We start from the raw sequence: 19,274 nt of genomic DNA, 5'->3' as shown, positions 1-19,274 counted from the left end.
TTTCCATCGCGCTGCGGCTGCCGCCCATGCTGATGATTTCGTTCCAGAACTTCGCGCCCATCGCGCGCACGTCGCCGCTTTCTTCAAAGGCAGCGTAGGCATCGGCGCTCAACACTTCTGCCCATGCCGTGCCCACCCTGCCCGAGCTGCGCCAAGCCCTGCCTGAACACATCGTGCACGAGCTCACGCTCGCCGGCGGCGACGACTACGAACTGCTCTTCACCGCCCCGCCAGAAAATCGCCGCCAAATTCAGGCTGCCGCCCAAACCGCGCAAACCCCCGTGCACCGCATCGGCAAAATCAACCATTCAGGCAGCCTGAAAATCCTCAACGCCCAAGGCAACGAAATCCATCTGCCCCACGCAGGGTTTGACCATTTTGCCCAATCTTAATTTTCAGGCTGCCTCAAACCACCAAGGCAGCCTGAAAAACACAAAACAGCCGTTTGTTTATTGCAAACGGCTGTTTCCCATTCAAACAACGATTAATCCTCGCCCCAAACCTCGGCGGCGATTTCTTCCACCAGCTTCACTTTCGCCCATTGCTGCGCTTCGGTCATGATATTGCCCTCTTCGGTGGAAGCGAAACCGCATTGCGGCGACAGCGCCAGTTGTTCCAATGGCACGATTTTTGCCGCTTCGGCGATGCGTGCTTTGACGGCAGCTTTGTCTTCCAGCTCGGGGAATTTGGATGTAATCAAGCCCAGCACGATGCGTCCTTTGTGTGGGTTATCGTTGAAGTATTTGAGCGGTTCAAAGCCGCCTGCGCGGTCGGTGTCGTATTCCAAAAAATAGCCGTCGTAGGCGGTTTGCCCGAATAGCTCGGGGGCAACGGGGTCGTATGCGCCGCTGAGCAGGTAGGATGATTTATAGTTGCCACGGCAAACGTGGGTGGTGATGGTCATATCGGCGGGTTTGTCTGCCAAAATGGCTTGGATGTTTTCCAGCGCGATTTTTTTGCTGCCTTCAAAATCAAAGTCTGCTTTGCCGTAGTTGTTGCACAGCGTGCCCCAGTACACATCATCGATTTGCAGATAGCGGCAGCCTGCGTTGTAAAACGCGCGGATGGCGTCTTTATAGGTTTGGCGCACGTCTTCGGCAAAGGCTTGCTTGCTGGCATACACGCCTGTGTCCCAGATAAACGGATACATCAGCTGGTTGGGGCTGGGGATGGTGTATTTTACGATGCCGCGGTTGCCGACAATTTTTGCAAGCGATTGATAATGCTGGATAAAGGGATGGTTTTCGTTCCACGATACTTTGCCGCAGCAGCGGGTGTTGTATTTGCGAACTTCGGTGTTTTTAAACGCATAGGCTTGCTCGGGGATAAAGCCTTCAATGCCGTTTAGGTTTTCTAGGAAATCTATGTGCCACCACGAGCGGCGAAATTCGCCATCGGTGATGACTTGGATGCCTGCATCTAGCTGGTCTTGCACCAGCTTGGCGATTTCTTGGTCTTCTATTTGGGTGAGCGCGTCGCGGCTGATTTTGCCATCGGTGAAGTCGGCGCGAGCTTGTTTGAGCGCAGCGGTGCGCAGATAGCTGCCAACGGTGTCGGCGTGTAGGGGGAGGGTTTTGCTCATGAGGCGTTCCTTTTTGTAGTGGGGTAAACAAATTGAGCCAGAATGTTAAAACAAGTTAAGCCTGTTCGCAAATGGTTAGGCGGAATGGTTTGGGCTTGGAGGCAGCCTGAAAACGCTATGGGGGCGTTTTCGTTAAACCTAACCGCGCATCTCAAACTGCGTTTTCAGGCTGCCTGATGCTATCGCTGGTACAATCCCATTCGTCTTAGAACCTGTATTCACTATTTTCAGGCTACCTCAGCCTTTTTCTCCGCTCGCAAAGGAACGCATCATGAAACGCCTCTCCACTCAATCGCCCCAATTTCAGCAAGAATTGCAAGCGCTGCTTGCTTTTGAAACCGCACAAGACCCCAAAATTGACCAAATCGTTGCCGATATTTGCGCCGATGTGCAACGGCGTGGCGACGCGGCGGTGCTGGAATACACCAACCGCTTTGACGGCACGCAGGCGCAAAGCATGGCAGATTTAATCCTGTCGCAAGACGATTTGAAAGCGGCGTTTTTCAGGCTGCCTGAAAATGTGCAAACTGCGCTGCAAACGGCTGCCGAGCGCGTGCGTAGCTACCATCAACACCAAAAACAAGCATCGTGGCACTACACCGATGCCGATGGCACGCTGCTGGGGCAGCAAATCACGCCGTTGGATCGCGTGGGGATTTATGTGCCGGGCGGCAAGGCGGCGTATCCCAGCAGCGTGATTATGAACGCCATGCCTGCCCATGTGGCGGGCGTGCCCGAAATCATTATGGTGGTGCCCACGCCGCAGGGCGAGCGCAACGATATTGTGCTGGCGGCGGCGTATATCGCAGGGGTTACCAAAGTCTATACCATCGGCGGGGCGCAAGCCGTTGCCGCGCTGGCGTATGGCACGCAAACCGTGCCGCAGGTGGACAAAATCACAGGGCCGGGCAATGCCTTTGTTGCCGCCGCCAAACGCCGCGTGTTTGGCGTGGTGGGGATTGATATGGTGGCGGGGCCCAGCGAAATCTTGGTGATTGCCGATGGCAGCACGCCCGCCGATTGGGTGGCGATGGATTTGTTTAGCCAAGCCGAGCACGACGAAATCGCCCAAGCCATTTTAATCGCCACCTCGCCCGATTATTTAGACGAAATTCAGGCTGCCATGACGCGCCTGATGCCCACCATGCCGCGCCGCGCGATTATTGAAGCCAGCTTGGGCAATCGCGGCGCGATGATTTTGGCAAAAGACCTAGACGAAGCCTGCACCATCGCCAACTACATCGCGCCCGAGCATTTGGAACTTTCCGTGGAAAACGCCGCCGCATGGGCAAAAAAAATCCGCCACGCAGGCGCCATCTTTATGGGACGCTACACCAGCGAAAGTTTGGGCGACTATTGCGCCGGCCCCAACCATGTGCTGCCCACCAGCCGCACCGCGCGGTTCTCCTCGCCCTTGGGCACGTATGACTTCCAAAAGCGCAGCAGCCTAATTCAAGTTTCCGAACAAGGCGCGCAACAATTAGGCAAAATCGCCAGCGTGTTGGCGCACGGCGAAAGTTTGACCGCCCATGCGCGCGCGGCGGAGTTTCGGTTGAAGGATTGAGCGTGGCGGTTTAGGCAGCCTGAAAAACCGTTTGGTGTTGTGCCAAACGGTTTTTTTGTCGGATGGATTGGGTTTCAGGCTGCCTAAGCCATCACAAATGTTTATTTGGTGAATACGAATGCAAGGCGGTTCTGTTAACTTGGCTTGGCAACGCGGCAGACGTGTTCAACAAAGGAAAAAGCAGCCGTGCAGATGGCGAATGCAGGTTCTCCCACTTTGGCGAAGCAAAAAACAAGCGTCCCGCCGGCAGAAAGCGCATGGTTAAAGCCACGCTCAAAGCGAACCACAAAACACCAACCCTTTTTCAGGCTGCCGCTCCCCATCCGCGAAATCAGCCCAAAACTTGCCAACGCCCCATCCAAAGAGTATCTTCACGCTTTTTAACACCCGCTTAACACAACCCCGAAAGGAACACTCATGGCACGCGAAGTCCCCGCCGTATTCGGCAGCGTATTCCACCCCGAAATGCCCGTTCTCGCCTTTGAAAACGGCGCATGGCAGCCCACCCGCTGGCAATCCAGCAGCGAATTTACCCTCGCCCCCGCCGCGCATAGCCTGCACTACGGCAGCGAATGCTTTGAAGGGCTGAAAGCCTTTCGCCACGCCGACGACAGCATCCACCTATTCCGCCCCGACATGAACATCGCCCGCATGCAGCAAAGCGCGCGCCTGCTGCATTTGCCCGCGCCCGAAACCGAGGCTTTTCAGGCTGCCTTAGTTGAACTGGTGCGCCGCGCCAGCGACATCATCCCCGATGCCCCCGCCTCGCTCTATCTGCGCCCCACGCTCATCGGCACCGACCCCGTTATCGGCAAGGCCGCCACCCCATCCGCCAACGCCCTGCTCTATATTCTCGCCTCCCCCGTGGGCGATTATTTTAAAGTTGGCTCACCCATGAAGCTGCTGGTGGAAACCGAACACGCCCGTTGCGCGCCACACATGGGACGCATCAAATGCGGCGGCAACTACGCCTCCGCGCTGGCATGGGTGCTCAAAGCCAAAGAAGAACACGGCGCCAACCAAGTGCTGTTCTGCCCCAATGGCGACGTGCAAGAAACCGCCGCCGCCAACTTCGCCCTGATTAACGGCAACGAAATCATCACCAAACCGCTCACCAGCGAATTTTTGCACGGTGTAACCCGCGATTCGGTTTTAACCATCGCCAAAGACATGGGCTACACCATCAGCGAGCGCAACTTCACCGTAGCCGAGCTCAAAGCCGCCGTAGAGCAAGGCGCAGAAGCCATCCTAACAGGCACAGCCGCCGTGATTTCGCCCGTTACCAGCTTTGTGATTGACGGCAAAGAAATCCCCGTTGCCAGCACCGAGCGCGGCACCGCCATCCGCAAAGCCGTTACCGATATTCAATTTGGCTTGGCAGAAGACAAATACGACTGGTTAGTGCGCGTGTAAACCGCGTTACCCACGCCATCACACAAAAGGCAGCCTGAAAACGAAAAACACCGTTTCAGGCTGCCTTTTTGCGCAAAATGGCGAGAAAATTGCTAGAAAACAAACTTTACTGCACCCAATAACAAGCACATTTTTTCACCCCACAACGGCAGATGCCGCCCAATTTTTATAGAAAGGCGATTTCAAAATGTTTACGCACCCATTTTTTAAACCACAAATGAGCGCAATATGGGCGGCATTGCTGCTAGCAACCGCCACGCCTGCTTGGGCAGATAACACAACGCAATTTGAACAAGCTATGGCAGCTTATAACGCTGGCAACTATAAGCAAGCGTTTCACCTATTGCAGCCGCTGGCACAGCAAGGGGATGCTATGGCGCAAAATAATTTAGGTGCGATGTATAACAACGGTCAAGGCGTGGTACAGAGTTATCAACAAGCAATGGCGTGGTATCAAAAAGCGGCTAATCAAGGAAGTGCTGCTGCCCAATTCAATTTGGGTGTGATGCATGAAAAAGGTCGCGGCGTGGCACAGAACTATCAACAAGCAATGATGTGGTATCAAAAAGCGGCTAATCAGGGGTATTCTGATGCGCAATTCAATTTAGGTGTAATGTATGAAAAAGGTCGTGGCGTGGCAAAAAATGATAAGCAAGCGATGGCGTGGTATCAAAAAGCGGCTAATCAGGGGGATGCTAAGGCGCAAAATAATTTAGGATTGATGTATCGCGATGGTCAAGGCGTAGCGAAAAATGATAAGCAAGCGGTGGCGTGGTTTCAAAAAGCTGCTAATCACGGAGATGCTGCTGGGCAACACAATTTGGGTGAAATGTATGAAAAAGGGCAAGGCATAGCACAGAACTATCAACAAGCCTTAGCGTGGTATCAAAAAGCTGCTAATCAGGGAGTTGCTCAGGCGCAAAACAATTTGGGTGCAATGTATGCCAATGGTCTTGGCGTGGCAAAAAATTACCAACAAGCCAAAGCGTGGTGGCAAAAAGTACTGGCGCAGCCTGATACAGAAGAAAATACTGAACCCAAAGCACTTGCCCGCGATAATCTACAAAAATTACGAGAAATAGGCATTCGCTAACCGCCCCCAATATTAAGGCAGCCTGAAAACGGAAAACACGTTTTCAGGCTGCCTTTTTGCGCACAGTTAAACCGCGCAGCTAAACGATTTGCCAAACGCCCAATCTCCCCAACTCGCATCATCCAAAAAGGGGCGCATGCTTTGCCGCCCACGCCATTCTCCACCCAAAACCGCGTGCGTGCCTGCGGCTCACACTCTACTCCCCGCCAGCGCAGCCTGAAACCCAATAGGTCGGGCATTGATGCCTGACAACCGCCGACAACAAAAAAACGTCGGGCATCAATGCCCGACCTACTGCAAAGGTTTCAGCCCACCCGCCCAGCCGCAAACCGCTTTCCCCCTTTTTCAGGCTGCCTCAATCGCTCGCTACTGCCCCCGCAAAAACAGCCCATCCAAATCCGCTAGCGTCAGTTTCACCCAAGTGGGCCGCCCGTGGTTGCATTGGTTGCTGCGCGGCGTGGCTTCCATATCGCGCAGCAGCGCGTTCATTTCGGGCAGGGTTAATTGTCGCCCCGCGCGGATGGAGCCGTGGCACGCCATGGTGCTTAAAATCTGATTTTCTTTGGCTTCAATGGTTTGGCTGCTGCCCACCGCCGCCAACTCGCGCAATACATCCCGCGCCAGCGCGGCAACGTCTGCCTTGCCCAGCATCTGCGGCACAGCGCGCACGGCAATTTGCCCGTTGCCCAAATCTGCCAAATCCAAGCCATATTGTGCCAACTCGGCGGCGTGGTCGGCGAGCGCGGCAAGCTCGTTGTGCGTGGCTTCAAAGGCGACGGGAATCAGCAGCATTTGCGTTTTCAGGCTGCCTGATGCGCTGCGCTGCGCTTTCATTTTTTCGTAGTTCACGCGCTCGGCAGCGGCGTGCATATCCACCAAAATCAAGCTGTCTGCCGCCTGCGCCAACACATAAATGCCCAGCAGCTGCGCGATGGCAAAGCCCAGCGGATAAGCGTTTTCAGGCTGCCCATTGGGCTGCGCGGGCTCGGCGCGGGGCGCAAACGCGGGCAAATCGTCATCATCGCGGTAAAGCTCGGCATAGGCGCGCAGGGCGGCGCGGTTTTCATTGAGCGACAGCGGACGTTGTTGCGGTGCGCGCGCAGCGGCTTGGTAGGGCATGGGCGCGGATTTGGGACTGCCTGAAAAGGCATCTGCGGCGGGGATTTCCGTCTCCATACCATTGAAGCCTTCGGCTTTCAGGCTGCCTGTAAACGGGGTTGCATCGGGCGCGGCGGGGTGGGCGGGAAGATTGGGCTGGGGTGCAAACCGCTGTTGCAAAAGCGCGCCCGCATTGCTCACGCTTTCGGTTACATCGGCGCGGGTTTCGGCTAACGCCTTGTTTAGCGCGTGAAAAATCATCTGATGCACCGCTTGGCTGTCGCGGAAACGGATTTCGGTTTTGGTGGGATGCACGTTCACATCCACCTGCTCGGGGGGCAAATCCAAAAACAGCGCAAACGCGGGTGTGATTTGGTGGTGCAACACATCGCGATACGCCTGCTTCACCGCGTGCAGCATCACCTTATCGCGCACAAAGCGGTTGTTTACAAAGAAAAACTGCTTGTCGCTCTTGCCCTGCGCAAAGGTGGGCTTGGACACAAAGCCGCGCAACGCCATTTCGCCCGCTTGGCTGTCAATCGGCAACGAGGCAGCCTGAAACGCCGCGCCCACAATCGCCGCCACGCGCTCGGGCAGGGTTTGCGCGGGATAGTCAAACACGGATTTGCCGTTGTTTTTTAAAGAAAAAGACACGGAGGGGTTCGCCAACGCCAGCCGCTCCAACATGGTGGCGCAATGCGCATATTCGGTGTTTTCCGATTTCAAAAATTTGCGCCGCGCGGGCGTGTTGAAAAACAGCTCGGCGATTTCAATCGTGGTGCCGATTGGGTGCGCGGCGGCGGCAATCTCGCCCAACGCGCCATCCACCGCGCGGATTTGGTGTGCGTGGGCATTGTGCGCGGTGCGGCTGGTGAGTGTGAGCCGCGACACGGATGCGATGCTCGCCAGCCCTTCGCCGCGAAACCCCATGCTTTTAACGTGTTCCAAATCGGCTAAACTTTTGATTTTGCTGGTGGCGTGGCGCGACAGCGCGAGCGGCAAATCGTCCGCTTCCATGCCACAGCCGTTGTCGCACACGCGCAAAAGTTTGATGCCGCCGCCCGCGATTTCCACGCTGATGTGCGTTGCGCCCGCGTCTAGGCTGTTTTCCACGATTTCTTTGAGCGCATTGGCGGGGCGTTCCACCACTTCGCCCGCGGCGATTTGGTTGATGAGATGGGAGGGGAGAAATTGGATGCTGGACATGGTGAGAATAAGCGTTGAAATAAGTGGGCGGATTATAGCAAAGGCAGCCTGAAACCACCTTTTGGATGCCGTATCGGCTCGGCAAAATCCGTTTCATGCGTTTTCAGGCTGCCTTCGCGGGCAATCTTGTAATTTCATAAAACAAAATCTAATCCTTTTGGCGGTATCACGCTCCACCGATTAGCTATTTTTCACCAATCATTCCGCCTATCCATGCCAACAAACACCCGATTACCATCACAATCTGCCGTAAAATCCGCGCTTTGCAAAAAAATATCCCGCCGTCTTGCCGATTAAAATTCAGTAAACAAAGTCTAACAAACATTAACAAACCATCTTGACAGACTACATGTAACTACAATACATTACCCCGCACGGCATCCCGCCGTTTCTACTATCAAAAAGAAAACAAACCATGAACACAAACACCACCTATCCGCGCGATGTCTATTTCTTTGGCACGTGTATCTTAGATATGTTTATGCCCCAAGCAGGCATGGATGCCATGACGCTGCTGGAATCTTTGGGCATCAACGTTCATTTCCCCATGGAACAAAGCTGCTGCGGGCAGCCCGCTTATTCGTCCGGGCACGAAAAAGAAGCGTTTGCCGTTGCCAAAGCGCAGCTGGATTTATTCCCCGAAGATTGGCCCATTGTCGTGCCATCAGGCTCATGCGGTGGCATGATGAAGCTGCATTGGCCCACCCTGTTTGCGGGCAGCGAATACGAAGCGCGCGCCAACGAGCTTGCCGGTCGCGTGGTGGAGTTCACCCATTTTCTGCTCAACATCGGCTATCAGCCCGAAGATAAAGGCGAGCCAATTAAAGTTGCCGTGCACACTTCCTGCACCGCGCGCCGCGAAATGAACGTGCACCTTTCGGGCTGGAAGCTGATAGACAGCCTGAAAAACGTGGAGCGCGTGGTACACGACCACGAAAGCGAATGCTGCGGCTTCGGCGGCACGTTCTCAGTGAAACACGCCGACATTTCAGGCGCAATGGTGAGCGACAAAGTTGCCGCGCTCAAAGAAACCGAAGCGGTGGAAATTGTGAGCGCAGACGCGGGCTGCATGATGAACATCGGCGGCAAAATTGAAAAAGACGAGCCCAATATGCCGCGCCCCAAACACATTTCCACCTTCTTGCTGGAACGCACGGGGGTGAAAGCATGAACGCACGCGAGAACATTTTAGCCAAGCTGCGCCAAGCCAATGCCTATCCAATGGCTGAACCGCAAACTGCTGATTACTATCAAGAAATGTCGCCCACATGGGACAACGAAGTGGAACGCCTGAAACATTGGGCAAAAACCATGCGTGCGGTGAAAACCGAGATTTTTTGGGTACGCGAAAACGATTGGGAAAACACGCTGGTGGAAGTGGCGCAGCAAAAAGGGCTGCGCAATATGCTGCTTTCGCCGCAAACCGCGCACGGCAAACGCGCCGAAACGGCGTTAGCGCAAGCAGGTTTCGCCACGCGCGGCTTTGAGCAAAAAATTGAAGACTGGAAAAACGATTTCTTTGCCAACGTGGACGCAGGTTTCACCGCATCGCTTTGCGGCATTGCCCACACCGGCACGGTGATGCTGGTTTCTTCGGTAGAAGAGCCGCGCAGCCAAAGCCTTGTTCCCCCCGTGCATTTTTGCTTGTTTGACACCCGCAAACTGTACGACACGTTTTACGCCGCCTTAACAGGCGAAAAATTGGTTGATGAGATGCCCACCAACATCATCTTGGTTTCGGGGCCGTCCAAAACCGCCGACATTCAGCTCACTTTGGCGTTTGGCGCGCACGGGCCGCGCGATTTGGTGGTGCTGGCGGTGTTGCCCGAACACATCAACCCTGCCGATTTGGAGGAACAAGCATGACCACGCAAGTAATCAAAATCCACCCGCGCCCCGAAACCTTCAAGCAAAACACCGAAGCCGCGCTTGCCGACAAACCGCTGCGCAAAAGCCTGCGCACCGCCATGGATATGCTGATGACCAAGCGCAAACTGGTGTTGTCAGACGAAGAGGAATTGCAAATGTTGCGCACGCTGTGCGAGCACGTTCGCCAACACGCGCTGTCCAAACTGCCCGATTTGCTGGAACAGCTGGAAAGCAATCTCACCCGCCTTGGCGTGCGCGTGCATTGGGCGGAAACCGTTGAAGAAGCGCAAAACATCATCTACGGCATCATGGAAACGCACAAAGCCAAGCTGATGGTGAAAGGCAAATCGATGGTGAGCGAGGAAATTGAACTCAATCACCATTTGGAAAGCAAAGGCATGCGCGCGGTTGAAAGCGATTTGGGCGAATTTATCGTGCAAATGGCGGGCGAAAAACCCACCCATATCGTGATGCCCGCCATTCACAAAACCAAAGAGCAAGTGAGCCAGCTTTTCCACGACAACTTGGGCACAGAACTCACCGATGATGTGGACAAACTCACAGGCTTTGCCCGCCAAGCCCTGCGCGATATTTATCGCACCGCTGATGTGGGTTTGAGCGGCGTAAACTTCGCCGTAGCCGAAACAGGCACGCTGTGTTTGGTGGAAAACGAAGGCAATGGACGCTTGTCCACCACCGTGCCACCCGTGCACATCGCCATCACGGGTATTGAAAAAGTGGTCGCCAAGCTTACCGACGTTGTGCCGTTATACAGCCAACTGCCGCGCACCGCGATTGGGCAAAACATCACCACCTATTTCAACATGATTACCGGCCCGCGCCGCAGCGAAGAGCTGGACGGCCCGCAAGAAATGCACCTTGTGCTGCTGGACAACGGGCGCACGCAAGCCTACGGCGAAGAGCAAATGCGCCGCACGCTGCAATGTATCCGCTGCGGCGCGTGCATGAACCATTGCCCTGTTTACACGCGCGTGGGCGGCGCAGCCTACGGCACCACCTACCCCGGCCCAATTGGCGAGATTATTTCGCCGCACCTGATGGGCTTGGAAAAAACGCGCGATTTGCCCACCGCCTGCACCATGTGCGGCGCGTGCGTGGAAGTTTGCCCTGTGAAAATCCCGATTACCGAGCAGATGCAACGCCTGCGCCAAGAAGCGCAACGCTCGCCCACAGAGCAAGTGGCGTATCCGATTAAAGGGCAAGGCGCGTCGCACAGCTTGGGCGAGAGCATGGCTTGGCGCGTGTTCAGCGGCTCGTTTGGCAAGATTAAGGCATACCGCACGCTGGGCTGGGCGGCGACCACGTTCCGCAGCCTAACGCCGCCTTGGCAAATGGGCTGGACGAGAAACCACGCGCCGATGCGCCCTGCGGCGAAAACCCTGCATCAGATGATGAAAGAAAAGAATGAGCGCAAAGTTTAAATGACCGCGCTAACACGTTGAGGCAGCCTGAAAACGGGAAATACCGTTTTCAGGCTGCCTTATCCTTATTGTTTGCGGCAAAGATTGGCGGCGGCGTGCGATGGCTTTTCAGGCTGCCCCATGCCCTAATAGCTGCCCTGCCCTGTCTTGCGGTAATCCCTTAGCCCGTTAAACGGAGGCAGCCTGAAAACCCATCCGAACCTTTTGCAAACCTGTAAACCCATGGCGCATCCAAGGCTTGCCGGCATCTTTGCCAACCCGCGAAGCCCTATTGCATGCGTCATTTGGCCACCCGCCGTCGCCGCTCCATTGCCGATTTCAGGCTGCCGCAAAGCATCAAGGCAGCCTGAAACGCGGTTTCTCGGTTTCAGGCTGCCTTTGGGTGTCGGGATGGGCGTTATCGCGGTTTACAAAGTCGCATTCAACGCTTGGTCCAAATCGGCATAAATGTCGTCCACGTCTTCGATGCCGATGGATAGGCGCAGCAAGCCGACTTTAATCCCCAAGCCGATTTTTACATCGTGCGCCATGCCGCTATGCGATTGCGAGTAGCAATGGTTCACCAAGCATTCCACGCCGCCGAGGCTGGATGCGAGCGTGAACAATTTGCTGTGCGCGATAAAGCGGTTCACGGCTTCGCGCGTGTCGTTTTTCAGGTAAACGGTTACCACGCCGCCGAAGCCGCGCATTTGGCGTTTGGCTAATTCGTGATGCTCGTGGCTGGGCAAGGCGGGGTAGAACACTTTTTCAATGGCGGGGTGGCGGCACAGTTTTTCGGCGATGATTTGCGCGTTTTCCAAATGCTGCTTCATGCGCACGGCAAGCGTTTTGATGCCGCGCAACACTAGCCAGCAATCCATTGGCCCTGCCACGCCGCCTGTTTCCACCATCATGTTGGCAAAGGGCTTGGCAAGCTGGGCATCTTTCAACACGGCAACGCCCATCAACACATCGGAATGCCCGCATAAATATTTGGTGGCGGAATGGAACACAATATCGCAGCCCAAATCCAGCGGATTTTGGCAATACGGCGTGGCAAAGGTGTTGTCCATGCCGACTAATGCGCCGTGCGCTTTGGCTTTTTGCGCCAGCAATTCAATGTCCACCAAGCGCAGCAGCGGGTTGGATGGGCTTTCTAGCCATAATAGTTTCACTTGGTTTTCGGCGAGAATGCGGTCTAGGTTTTCAGGCTGCGTTAAGTCGGCAAAGATGACGTTCACGCCCCATTTGGCGTAAACATTGGTGAGCAAATCGTAGCTGCCGCCGTAAATATCGGACACGGCAACAATGGTGTCATTAGGCTGCAAAAAGGTGCGGAAAATGCAATCAATCGCCGCGATGCCGCTGGCAAAGGCAAAGCCGTGCGTGCCGTGTTCTAGCTGGGCAACGGTGTCTTCCAAAATCTTGCGCGTGGGGTTGCCCAAGCGCGAATAACGAAAGGGGATGTTTTCGCCCAATTCGTGCATGGCAAACATACTGTTTTGGTATAGGGGTGGCATCAACGCGCGGTTGTGTTCATCGGGGTTGTAGGCGGAATGGATGGTTTGGGTGGCGAATTTCATGACGACTCCTTTGCGGTGGGAGATGGGTTTTCAGGCTGCCTGTAAACAGGTTTGGATGCTTTTCAGCCTGCTGAAAAAAGGGAAAATCAAAGGTGGCGATTGTATTTCAAAACAGGGCATAGTGATATACTTGCGCCACTTTCGGGCAGCCTGAAACCGCCGTTGCAGCCTGACCGTTATTTCAGGCTGCCGCAGGGTTCAGCCACCCGCCTTGCCAAACCAATTTTAAAATTGCCTACACCCATCAAGGATACTTCAATGACCCCTATGCCCGATGTGCAAAGCACGCCCGATGTGCGCAACATCCCCATCAACCAAGTTGGCATTAAAGACCTGCGCTTTCCCATTCGCATTCTCAGCCAAACAGGCGAACAAGCCACCGTTGCCCGCATCAGCATGACGGTGGCGCTGCCTGCCGAGCAAAAAGGCACGCACATGTCGCGCTTTGTTGCGCTGATGGAAGAACAACGCACCGCGCTGGATTTTGCCGCGCTGGAAACGCTCACGCGCAATATGTTGGCGCGGCTAGAAGCCAACGCAGGCAAAATCAGCATCGCCTTTCCCTTTTTCCGCCAAAAAGCCGCACCCGTTTCAGGCTGCCTATCTTGGCTGGACTACGATGTTGCCCTAATCGGCGAAATGCAAAACCACGCCTTTATCGGCAGCCTGAAAATCACCGTGCCCGTAACCAGCCTTTGTCCCTGCTCCAAAGAAATCTCCGATTACGGCGCGCACAACCAGCGCTCTCACGTTACGCTCACCTTGCGCTGCCGCGAGCCTGTTGCCATAGAAGAAGCGATTGATTGGGTGGAAAGCCAAGCATCGTGCCAACTTTATGGCTTGCTCAAACGCCCAGACGAAAAATTCGTTACCGAGCGCGCTTATGAAAACCCGAAATTTGTGGAAGACATGGTGCGCGACATCGCCACCGTGTTAAAGCAAGACCCGCGCATCGCCGCCTTCACCGTGGAAAGCGAGAATTTTGAATCCATCCACAACCATTCGGCTTACGCGCTGGTGGCGTTTCCTTGAATGAGCACAATAACGTTTTCAGGCTGCCTATGCTGCGCGATGATGCAAAGGCAGCCTGAAACGCATCAATACACCCCATTTTGCAACACCCCGCCCCATTTTTAGGCTGCCCATTTGCCAAGCCGCCCGCGCCTCGTTATATTCCCCACTTTCCCCACTTCACAAAGGACGCATAATGAAACCTCAACTCAAATGGCTCGCCGCCGCCCTATTGCTCACCAGCAGCCTCGCCGCCACCGCCGAGCCCCAACGCATCGCCACCGACGACGAACAAAACGCCATCCGCATGGCAAAACGCATTTCCCACGGCGGCAGAATCGTCTCCACCGATAAAGACTGGTTTAACTGGGATGTAAACATCCTCAGCGGCTGCACCTATTACCGCATAGAAGTCTCCCACTCCACAGGGCAAGTATCAGGCTTCAAAAAAGAAAAACTGTGCGGCAACCCCGAAGCCCTGCGCGAACTACGCGCCAAAGCCGCCGAATTTCAACGCACCACCAACTATTAAGGAACCCGCATGACCTACCCCGCCTGCCCGCAATGCCAATCTAATTTCACCTACCACGACGGCAGCCAGCTCGTTTGCCCCGAATGCGCCTATGAATGGACGGAGGGCGAAACCGCCGCCGATGCCGATGAAAGCGAAATCGTAAAAGATGCCAACGGCGCGGTTTTGCAAGACGGCGACAGCGTGGTACTGATTAAAGACTTGAAAGTGAAAGGCAGCAGCCAAGTCATCAAGCAGGGCACCAAAGTAAAAAGCATCCGCCTGCAAGAAGGCGACCACAACATCGGTTGCAAAATCGACGGCACGCCGATGAATTTGAAATCGGAATTCGTGAAAAAAGCGTAAAGCGTTTTCAGGCTGCCTAGGAATGCGCAGGCAGCCTGAAAATGCGTATCGCCGCAACAATAAAGGCAGCCTGAAACCGCACCAAACGGTTTTCAGGCTGCCTTTGGCATGGGCGGCTGCCCGTTGCACTGCGCTTTTTAACACGCAAAACCCGCCGTCTTTTTGAGAGGCGCAGGCTCGTTTGCAGATTTCAGGCTGCCCCCATCGCGACAAATCGCCACAACCGCTTACAATCCATTACAATCCAACCTTTCCATCCGCACAACCACCCCATGAATATTCTGACGCAAGCGGCATCCTTTATCGTGAGCCGCAGCATTTTTTTACTCGTTTCGTTTTTAACCGGCATCCGCGCCAAATTTGAAGGCGACATCGCCTTCACCCCCGAGCGCAAAGTCTATTTTGCCAACCACAATAGCCACGCCGATTTCATCATGGTGCAGCTTGCCCTGCCCAAACGCTGGCGCAAAGCCGCCCGCCCCGTTGCCGGCGCGGATTACTGGCTTAAAGGCGCGTTTCGCCGTTTTGTGAGCAAACACGTGTTCAACAGCCTGCTGATTATGCGCAATGGCAACGACCCCAAAGCCATCACCCAGCAAATGTCGGATGTGCTTGCCACTCAATCCTCGCTCATCATCTTCCCCGAGGGCACGCGCAACACCGACGACAACACACTGCTGCTGCCGTTTAAAAGCGGCATCTACCACCTTGCCCGCAGCAACCCCGATGTGGGCTTTGTGCCGATTTGGATTAACAACATCAACCGCGTGTTGCCGAAAAACCAAATCATCCCCGTGCCGATTTTGTGCGATGTAATGATAGGCGAGCCGCTGTATTTGCAAGTGGACGAAGACAAAGAAGCCTTTTTGCAACGCGCCCGCCAAGCCATGCTCGCGCTGGTGCCGCCTGCCAAAATCGCCGAATACGCGGAGAAATCAGCATGAGAGCGGATTTTTATCTGCCTGCCACGGTGGGCATCGTGTTTTTTGGCATTTTTTGTGCGCTGGCACTCGCTTCGCTGGCAGGCAAGTATTACGAGCGCAAACAAGGCTTTGACGTGAGCAACATGGTGAAAGAATGGAACGCCCGCGTGGCATCGTGGTGGGTGATTACCATCCTGCTGCTGGTAACATTTTGGATTGGGCGCGGCGGCATGATTGCGTTGTTTGTTGCCGCCTCGTTTGCCACGCTGCGCGAATTTATCAGCCATGTGTACCGCAATCGCGCCGACCATCTCACCATCGCGCTGTGCTTCTATATTCTGCTGCCCTTGCAATACTATTTTGTGCTGACCAACTGGTTTAGCATGTTTACCGTGTTGATTCCCGTGTATGCCTTTTTGCTGCTGCCCATCATCCGCAATATGGCGGGCGACAACAGCCAATTTTTTGACCGCACTGCCAAAATCCAATGGGGCGTGATGATTACCGTGTATTGCCTCTCGCACGTGCCCGCCTTGTTGAGCTTGGAAATCAAGGATTACGCCTCGCCCAACATCGTGCTCTTGCTGTTTATGCTGGTGGTGGTGCAAAGCGGCGACGTGTTCGCCTATCTGTGGCGGCGCGCGGGCAGCAAAATCGCCCCGCCGCGCACGCTGCCCAGCGCGTATATCAGCATCCCGCTTTCCACGCTGCTGGCGGCCAGCCTCTATTGGATAACGCCGTTCACCCCGTTTCAGGCTGCCTTAGCGGGTTTGATGATTAGCCTGATGGGGTTTTTCGGCAACGAAGTGATGCGCGCCATCAAACACAGCCTCGGCATCCGCCATTGGGGGCACGCATTCAGCACCCACAGCGTGTTAGACCGGCTGGACAGCCTGTGCTTTGCCGCGCCCGTGTTTTTCCATGTGGTGCGGTATTATTGGACTTAGACGGCACAGGCAGCCTGAAAAACCATTCGTAATCCGTTTTCAGGCTGCCTCAATGCAATCAAGGCAGCCTGAAAACACCAAACCCTGCAAACAGCTTCCAATTCTGTTTACAGGGTTTGATTATGTGTTCGGCCCGTCAGCCTTTTTTCGTGTAAATCGCTTCCAAGCGGTGGCGTTGCGGTTCCAAGTCAATGTTGGCAAGGCTAGCAGCTTTAATCAAGCTGTTCACTTCCACGCCGCGGCGCGCTTGGTTCAACGCCCAAAGCATAGTAGAACGCGTGCCCGTGCGACAAAACGCCATAATCGGCGCTTCGGAATTGGCAACGGTGGCTTGGAAATGATCCAGCGTTTCATCGGTGATGCCGTCCATTACTACGGGCATATAAATCACGTGTTCAATGCCGTTGGCGTTGAGCCATGCTTTCACTTGCTCAAAGCTGGGCTGGTCGGGGGCTTCGCCATCGGGGCGGTTGCAAATCACGGTTTTGATGCCGTAAGACGCGGCGCGTTTGGCAAAACGTTCGTCTTTAAGCTGGTCGGACACGTATAAATAATCGGCGATTTTTTCTATCATTTTTGGTTTCCTTAATGGGGTGTTGTTTTTGTTAAGAGTGGCTATTTTAAACTGTTTTGCGGCAGCCTGAAAATGGAAAACGGCTTTCAGGCTGCCTTTTTGCGTTGATGTGTATGAGTAGGCATGATATTGGGCTGGTGCGATTGAGGCAGCCTGAAAACGGATAAAGCGCATTTCAGCAAAGCGAAAACAACATCTCCAATACGTTTTCAGGCTGCCTTTATCGTTGCTTTAACTCCTTGTCATCCATGCTTGTAGCCGTGCGCTGTCCACAATTTTCAAATAGGCGGTGGTGGCGGCAGCGGCTTGCACGGTGAGCGTGGTTTGGTGCAACACGCCGTGGCGGAAGTAATGCACAGTGTGGCGGTCGCCGATTTGGGTTTCGGTTTGGGCGATGAAGTCGGTGCAGGCGTAGCCGTTGATGGCGATGATGGCATCGCCTGCTTTGAGCGCAGCTTGTTCTGCGCTGCCGCCTGTAAACACATGGCTGATGACGGCGCGGTCGCCTTGCTGTTTGGCGCGGCAGCCGATGTCGGGGGCGGGCGTGTGGTCGGGGAACTCTTTGACCAGTTTGCCCAAATCGCTGCGCGGTGTGCTGTACCAGCGCAGTTCTACGCCCAGCGTTTTCAGGCTGCCTTCCAAGGGCAGGTCGGCGGTGGTGTGCAGGGCAGCCTGAAAAAAGGCGTGCAAATCGATTTGCGCGATGCTTTGAACGAAGTTTTGCCATTCGCTCGCGGTGAAATAGGTGTGGCTGTTCAGCGTTTGCAGATACAGGCTGCGCATAACAAAATCCAGCGGCGGGCGTTGCTGTTGGCGCAGGTGGGCATCAAGGCAGAGGGCGACGAGCGCGCCTTGTTGGTAGTAGCTGGTGATGGCGTTGGGGCTATTTTCGTCTTGTTTGTAGTATTTATGCCATGCGGCGAAGCTGGATTGGGCGAGTGTTTGCTGTTTGCGCCCAGCATTGCGGTGCACGCGGGTGATGTTTTGCACCAGCAAATGCAAATAAGCTTCGGGGCTAATCACTTGGCTGCGGGCGAGCATCAGGTCGTCATAATAGGATGTGATGCCTTCATACGCCCAGAGCTGCTCGGTGTAGGTTTCTGTGTCCAAATCGTAGGGCACAAATTCGGCAGGCTTAATGGTTTTCACATTCCATGCGTGGAAGTATTCGTGCGAGATTAAGCCCAACAGCGTGGTGTAATCGGCGGTGGGCTGCGCCATATTGCGCGGCGGCAGGGCTTTGCGGTCGGCGTGCAGCGCGGTGCTGTTGCTGTGTTCCAAGCCGCCGTAGATGTTGTCGCCCAGATGCAGCAAAAATAGGTATTCGGCAAACGGGGGGGCGGTGTCGGCGATAAACAGGGCAAGCGCGTGTTCGCAGATTTTTTGGCAATCGGCAAGCAGCTGCGCGCGGTCAAAATCGGGGTAGTGCCCGCTTAACGCGATGCGATGCGGGATGCCGTGTGCGGTGAAGTGCAGCGTTTCAATGTGTGCGCCCAGTTCAAACGGGCAATCGGTCAGCTCGGCATAGTGGGCAGCCTGAAAATGGTTTTTCTGGTTTTCAGGCTGCCTTAATGTGGTTTCAATGCGCCAGCCCTCGGGCAAGTCATTAAATTGCACTTCGCAGGCTTCGTCGCGCCGCTCGGGCAAATAGAGGAACAAACACGCGCCGTCAATAAAGCCGCGCTCGTTGTCCAGCAAGCTGGCGCGCACGGATAAATCGTTGGCATACACGGTGTATTCAATTTGGTAATCGCCGCTTTGCGCGGGGGTTTGCCATTCGTTTTTGCTGATTTGGGTAAGCAGCACGGGGCTGCCGTTGCAGGTGGCTTGAATGTTGATGATGTGCTTGGCAAAGTCGCGAATCATGTAGCTGCCCGCCACCCAGTTCGCCAGCTTGATGCTTTGTGTGGCATTTTCGCTGTGGTGAAATGTAAAAATGATGTGCCATTGGTGGGCGTTGGGGCGGGGTGTGATGGTGTAATGCAACATAACTTTGGCTTTCTATTTGATTTTAAAAAAGTATTGAGTATGGCAATAATTGATTTAGCGTTTGGCTATTCACATCTAAAAGTAGATTGTTTGATGCTAATCAGGTAACATTCCGCTGTTTTTG

The 19,274-nt window shown here is 54.7% G+C and carries 21 protein-coding genes; 14 read left to right on the top strand and 7 right to left on the bottom strand.

Annotated elements, in window-relative coordinates:
- The first annotated feature begins 128 nt into the window (after positions 1–128).
- The gene (locus JDW22_RS12610; protein ID WP_200523331.1) at positions 129–392 is read left to right on the top strand and encodes a hypothetical protein; all 264 of its coding nucleotides are present in this window, start codon (positions 129–131) and stop codon (positions 390–392) included.
- Positions 393–484: 92 nt separating this feature from the next.
- Here the strand turns inward: JDW22_RS12610 and JDW22_RS12605 are convergent, their stop codons facing one another.
- The gene (locus tag JDW22_RS12605; protein ID WP_200523330.1) at positions 485–1,582 is read right to left on the bottom strand and encodes a 5-methyltetrahydropteroyltriglutamate--homocysteine S-methyltransferase; all 1,098 of its coding nucleotides are present in this window, start codon (positions 1,580–1,582) and stop codon (positions 485–487) included.
- Between the two features lie 42 nt (positions 1,583–1,624).
- Between JDW22_RS12605 and JDW22_RS14045 the strand changes: the two genes are divergently transcribed.
- The 4 genes from JDW22_RS14045 (at position 1,625) to JDW22_RS12590 (ending at position 5,652) form a co-directional block, all read left to right on the top strand.
- Positions 1,625–1,759 carry a hypothetical protein gene (locus JDW22_RS14045; RefSeq protein WP_268884250.1) on the top strand — a complete coding sequence of 45 codons (135 nt, stop codon included), beginning with the start codon at positions 1,625–1,627 and terminating at the stop codon, positions 1,757–1,759.
- A 94-nt stretch (positions 1,760–1,853) separates the two neighbouring features.
- The gene (gene hisD, locus JDW22_RS12600) at positions 1,854–3,146 is read left to right on the top strand and encodes a histidinol dehydrogenase (RefSeq protein ID WP_200523329.1); all 1,293 of its coding nucleotides are present in this window, start codon (positions 1,854–1,856) and stop codon (positions 3,144–3,146) included.
- A gap of 417 nt (positions 3,147–3,563) precedes the next feature.
- Complete coding sequence (ilvE, locus tag JDW22_RS12595; protein WP_200523328.1) at positions 3,564–4,559, top strand: branched-chain-amino-acid transaminase; 996 nt, start codon at positions 3,564–3,566, stop codon at positions 4,557–4,559.
- 187 nt (positions 4,560–4,746) lie between these two features.
- Entirely contained in the window at positions 4,747–5,652 is a 906-nt protein-coding gene (locus JDW22_RS12590) for an SEL1-like repeat protein (protein WP_235965510.1), read from the top strand.
- On the opposite strand, the gene JDW22_RS12585 is transcribed toward JDW22_RS12590, so the two are convergent.
- Both JDW22_RS12585 and mutL read right to left on the bottom strand, forming a co-directional pair.
- Positions 5,649–5,891, bottom strand: a complete 243-nt coding sequence (locus JDW22_RS12585) for a hypothetical protein (protein ID WP_200523327.1) — start codon at positions 5,889–5,891, stop codon at positions 5,649–5,651. The two genes, JDW22_RS12590 and JDW22_RS12585, sit on opposite strands and share 4 nt — an antisense overlap.
- Positions 5,892–6,018: 127 nt before the next feature.
- A complete protein-coding gene (mutL, locus tag JDW22_RS12580) occupies positions 6,019–7,956 on the bottom strand; it encodes a DNA mismatch repair endonuclease MutL (RefSeq protein WP_200523326.1) in 1,938 nt (645 codons plus the stop codon).
- Between the two features lie 415 nt (positions 7,957–8,371).
- Here mutL and JDW22_RS12575 point away from each other — a divergent pair, with 415 nt between their 5' ends.
- The 4 genes from JDW22_RS12575 (at position 8,372) to JDW22_RS12560 (ending at position 11,714) form a co-directional block, all read left to right on the top strand.
- Positions 8,372–9,127: a (Fe-S)-binding protein gene (locus tag JDW22_RS12575; RefSeq protein WP_200523325.1), complete on the top strand. Its 756-nt coding sequence runs from the start codon at positions 8,372–8,374 to the stop codon at positions 9,125–9,127.
- The gene (locus JDW22_RS12570) at positions 9,124–9,822 is read left to right on the top strand and encodes a LutC/YkgG family protein (RefSeq protein WP_200523324.1); all 699 of its coding nucleotides are present in this window, start codon (positions 9,124–9,126) and stop codon (positions 9,820–9,822) included. The genes JDW22_RS12575 and JDW22_RS12570 overlap by 4 nt, the downstream gene beginning before the upstream one ends.
- Entirely contained in the window at positions 9,819–11,267 is a 1,449-nt protein-coding gene (locus tag JDW22_RS12565) for a LutB/LldF family L-lactate oxidation iron-sulfur protein (RefSeq protein WP_200523323.1), read from the top strand. Before JDW22_RS12570 ends, JDW22_RS12565 begins: the two co-directional genes overlap by 4 nt.
- Positions 11,268–11,489: 222 nt before the next feature.
- Positions 11,490–11,714 carry a hypothetical protein gene (locus JDW22_RS12560; RefSeq protein WP_200523322.1) on the top strand — a complete coding sequence of 75 codons (225 nt, stop codon included), beginning with the start codon at positions 11,490–11,492 and terminating at the stop codon, positions 11,712–11,714.
- Here the strand turns inward: JDW22_RS12560 and JDW22_RS12555 are convergent.
- Positions 11,675–12,829: a trans-sulfuration enzyme family protein gene (locus JDW22_RS12555; RefSeq protein WP_200523321.1), complete on the bottom strand. Its 1,155-nt coding sequence runs from the start codon at positions 12,827–12,829 to the stop codon at positions 11,675–11,677. The genes JDW22_RS12560 and JDW22_RS12555 overlap by 40 nt on opposite strands.
- Positions 12,830–13,087: 258 nt before the next feature.
- Here JDW22_RS12555 and folE2 point away from each other — a divergent pair, with 258 nt between their 5' ends.
- The 3 genes from folE2 to JDW22_RS12540 all read left to right on the top strand — a co-directional run bounded on the left by folE2 (position 13,088) and on the right by JDW22_RS12540 (position 14,717).
- Complete coding sequence (gene folE2, locus JDW22_RS12550; protein ID WP_200523320.1) at positions 13,088–13,861, top strand: GTP cyclohydrolase FolE2; 774 nt, start codon at positions 13,088–13,090, stop codon at positions 13,859–13,861.
- A 175-nt stretch (positions 13,862–14,036) separates the two neighbouring features.
- Positions 14,037–14,372 carry a hypothetical protein gene (locus JDW22_RS12545; RefSeq protein ID WP_200523319.1) on the top strand — a complete coding sequence of 112 codons (336 nt, stop codon included), beginning with the start codon at positions 14,037–14,039 and terminating at the stop codon, positions 14,370–14,372.
- 9 nt (positions 14,373–14,381) lie between these two features.
- Entirely contained in the window at positions 14,382–14,717 is a 336-nt protein-coding gene (locus JDW22_RS12540; RefSeq protein WP_200523318.1) for a zinc ribbon domain-containing protein YjdM, read from the top strand.
- A 16-nt stretch (positions 14,718–14,733) separates the two neighbouring features.
- Here JDW22_RS12540 and JDW22_RS14040 read toward each other — a convergent pair whose 3' ends face one another.
- Entirely contained in the window at positions 14,734–14,865 is a 132-nt protein-coding gene (locus JDW22_RS14040; RefSeq protein ID WP_268884249.1) for a hypothetical protein, read from the bottom strand.
- Between the two features lie 124 nt (positions 14,866–14,989).
- Here JDW22_RS14040 and JDW22_RS12535 point away from each other — a divergent pair, with 124 nt between their 5' ends.
- A complete protein-coding gene (locus JDW22_RS12535; RefSeq protein WP_200523317.1) occupies positions 14,990–15,661 on the top strand; it encodes a lysophospholipid acyltransferase family protein in 672 nt (223 codons plus the stop codon).
- Positions 15,658–16,587, top strand: a complete 930-nt coding sequence (locus JDW22_RS12530; protein WP_200523316.1) for a phosphatidate cytidylyltransferase — start codon at positions 15,658–15,660, stop codon at positions 16,585–16,587. The genes JDW22_RS12535 and JDW22_RS12530 overlap by 4 nt, the downstream gene beginning before the upstream one ends.
- 136 nt (positions 16,588–16,723) lie before the next feature.
- Here the strand turns inward: JDW22_RS12530 and JDW22_RS12525 are convergent, their stop codons facing one another.
- Positions 16,724–17,161 carry a TIGR01244 family sulfur transferase gene (locus JDW22_RS12525; protein WP_200523315.1) on the bottom strand — a complete coding sequence of 146 codons (438 nt, stop codon included), beginning with the start codon at positions 17,159–17,161 and terminating at the stop codon, positions 16,724–16,726.
- A gap of 231 nt (positions 17,162–17,392) precedes the next feature.
- Positions 17,393–19,150 carry a M61 family metallopeptidase gene (locus JDW22_RS12520; RefSeq protein WP_200523314.1) on the bottom strand — a complete coding sequence of 586 codons (1,758 nt, stop codon included), beginning with the start codon at positions 19,148–19,150 and terminating at the stop codon, positions 17,393–17,395.
- Positions 19,151–19,274 lie beyond the last annotated feature (124 nt).

The sequence above is a fragment of the Kingella bonacorsii genome (genome assembly GCF_016623605.1).
Lineage (GTDB): Bacteria > Pseudomonadota > Gammaproteobacteria > Burkholderiales > Neisseriaceae > Kingella_B > Kingella_B oralis.
The sequence above is the reverse complement of the archived record's forward strand: the minus strand, read 5'-3'. Positions and strand labels throughout refer to the sequence as shown.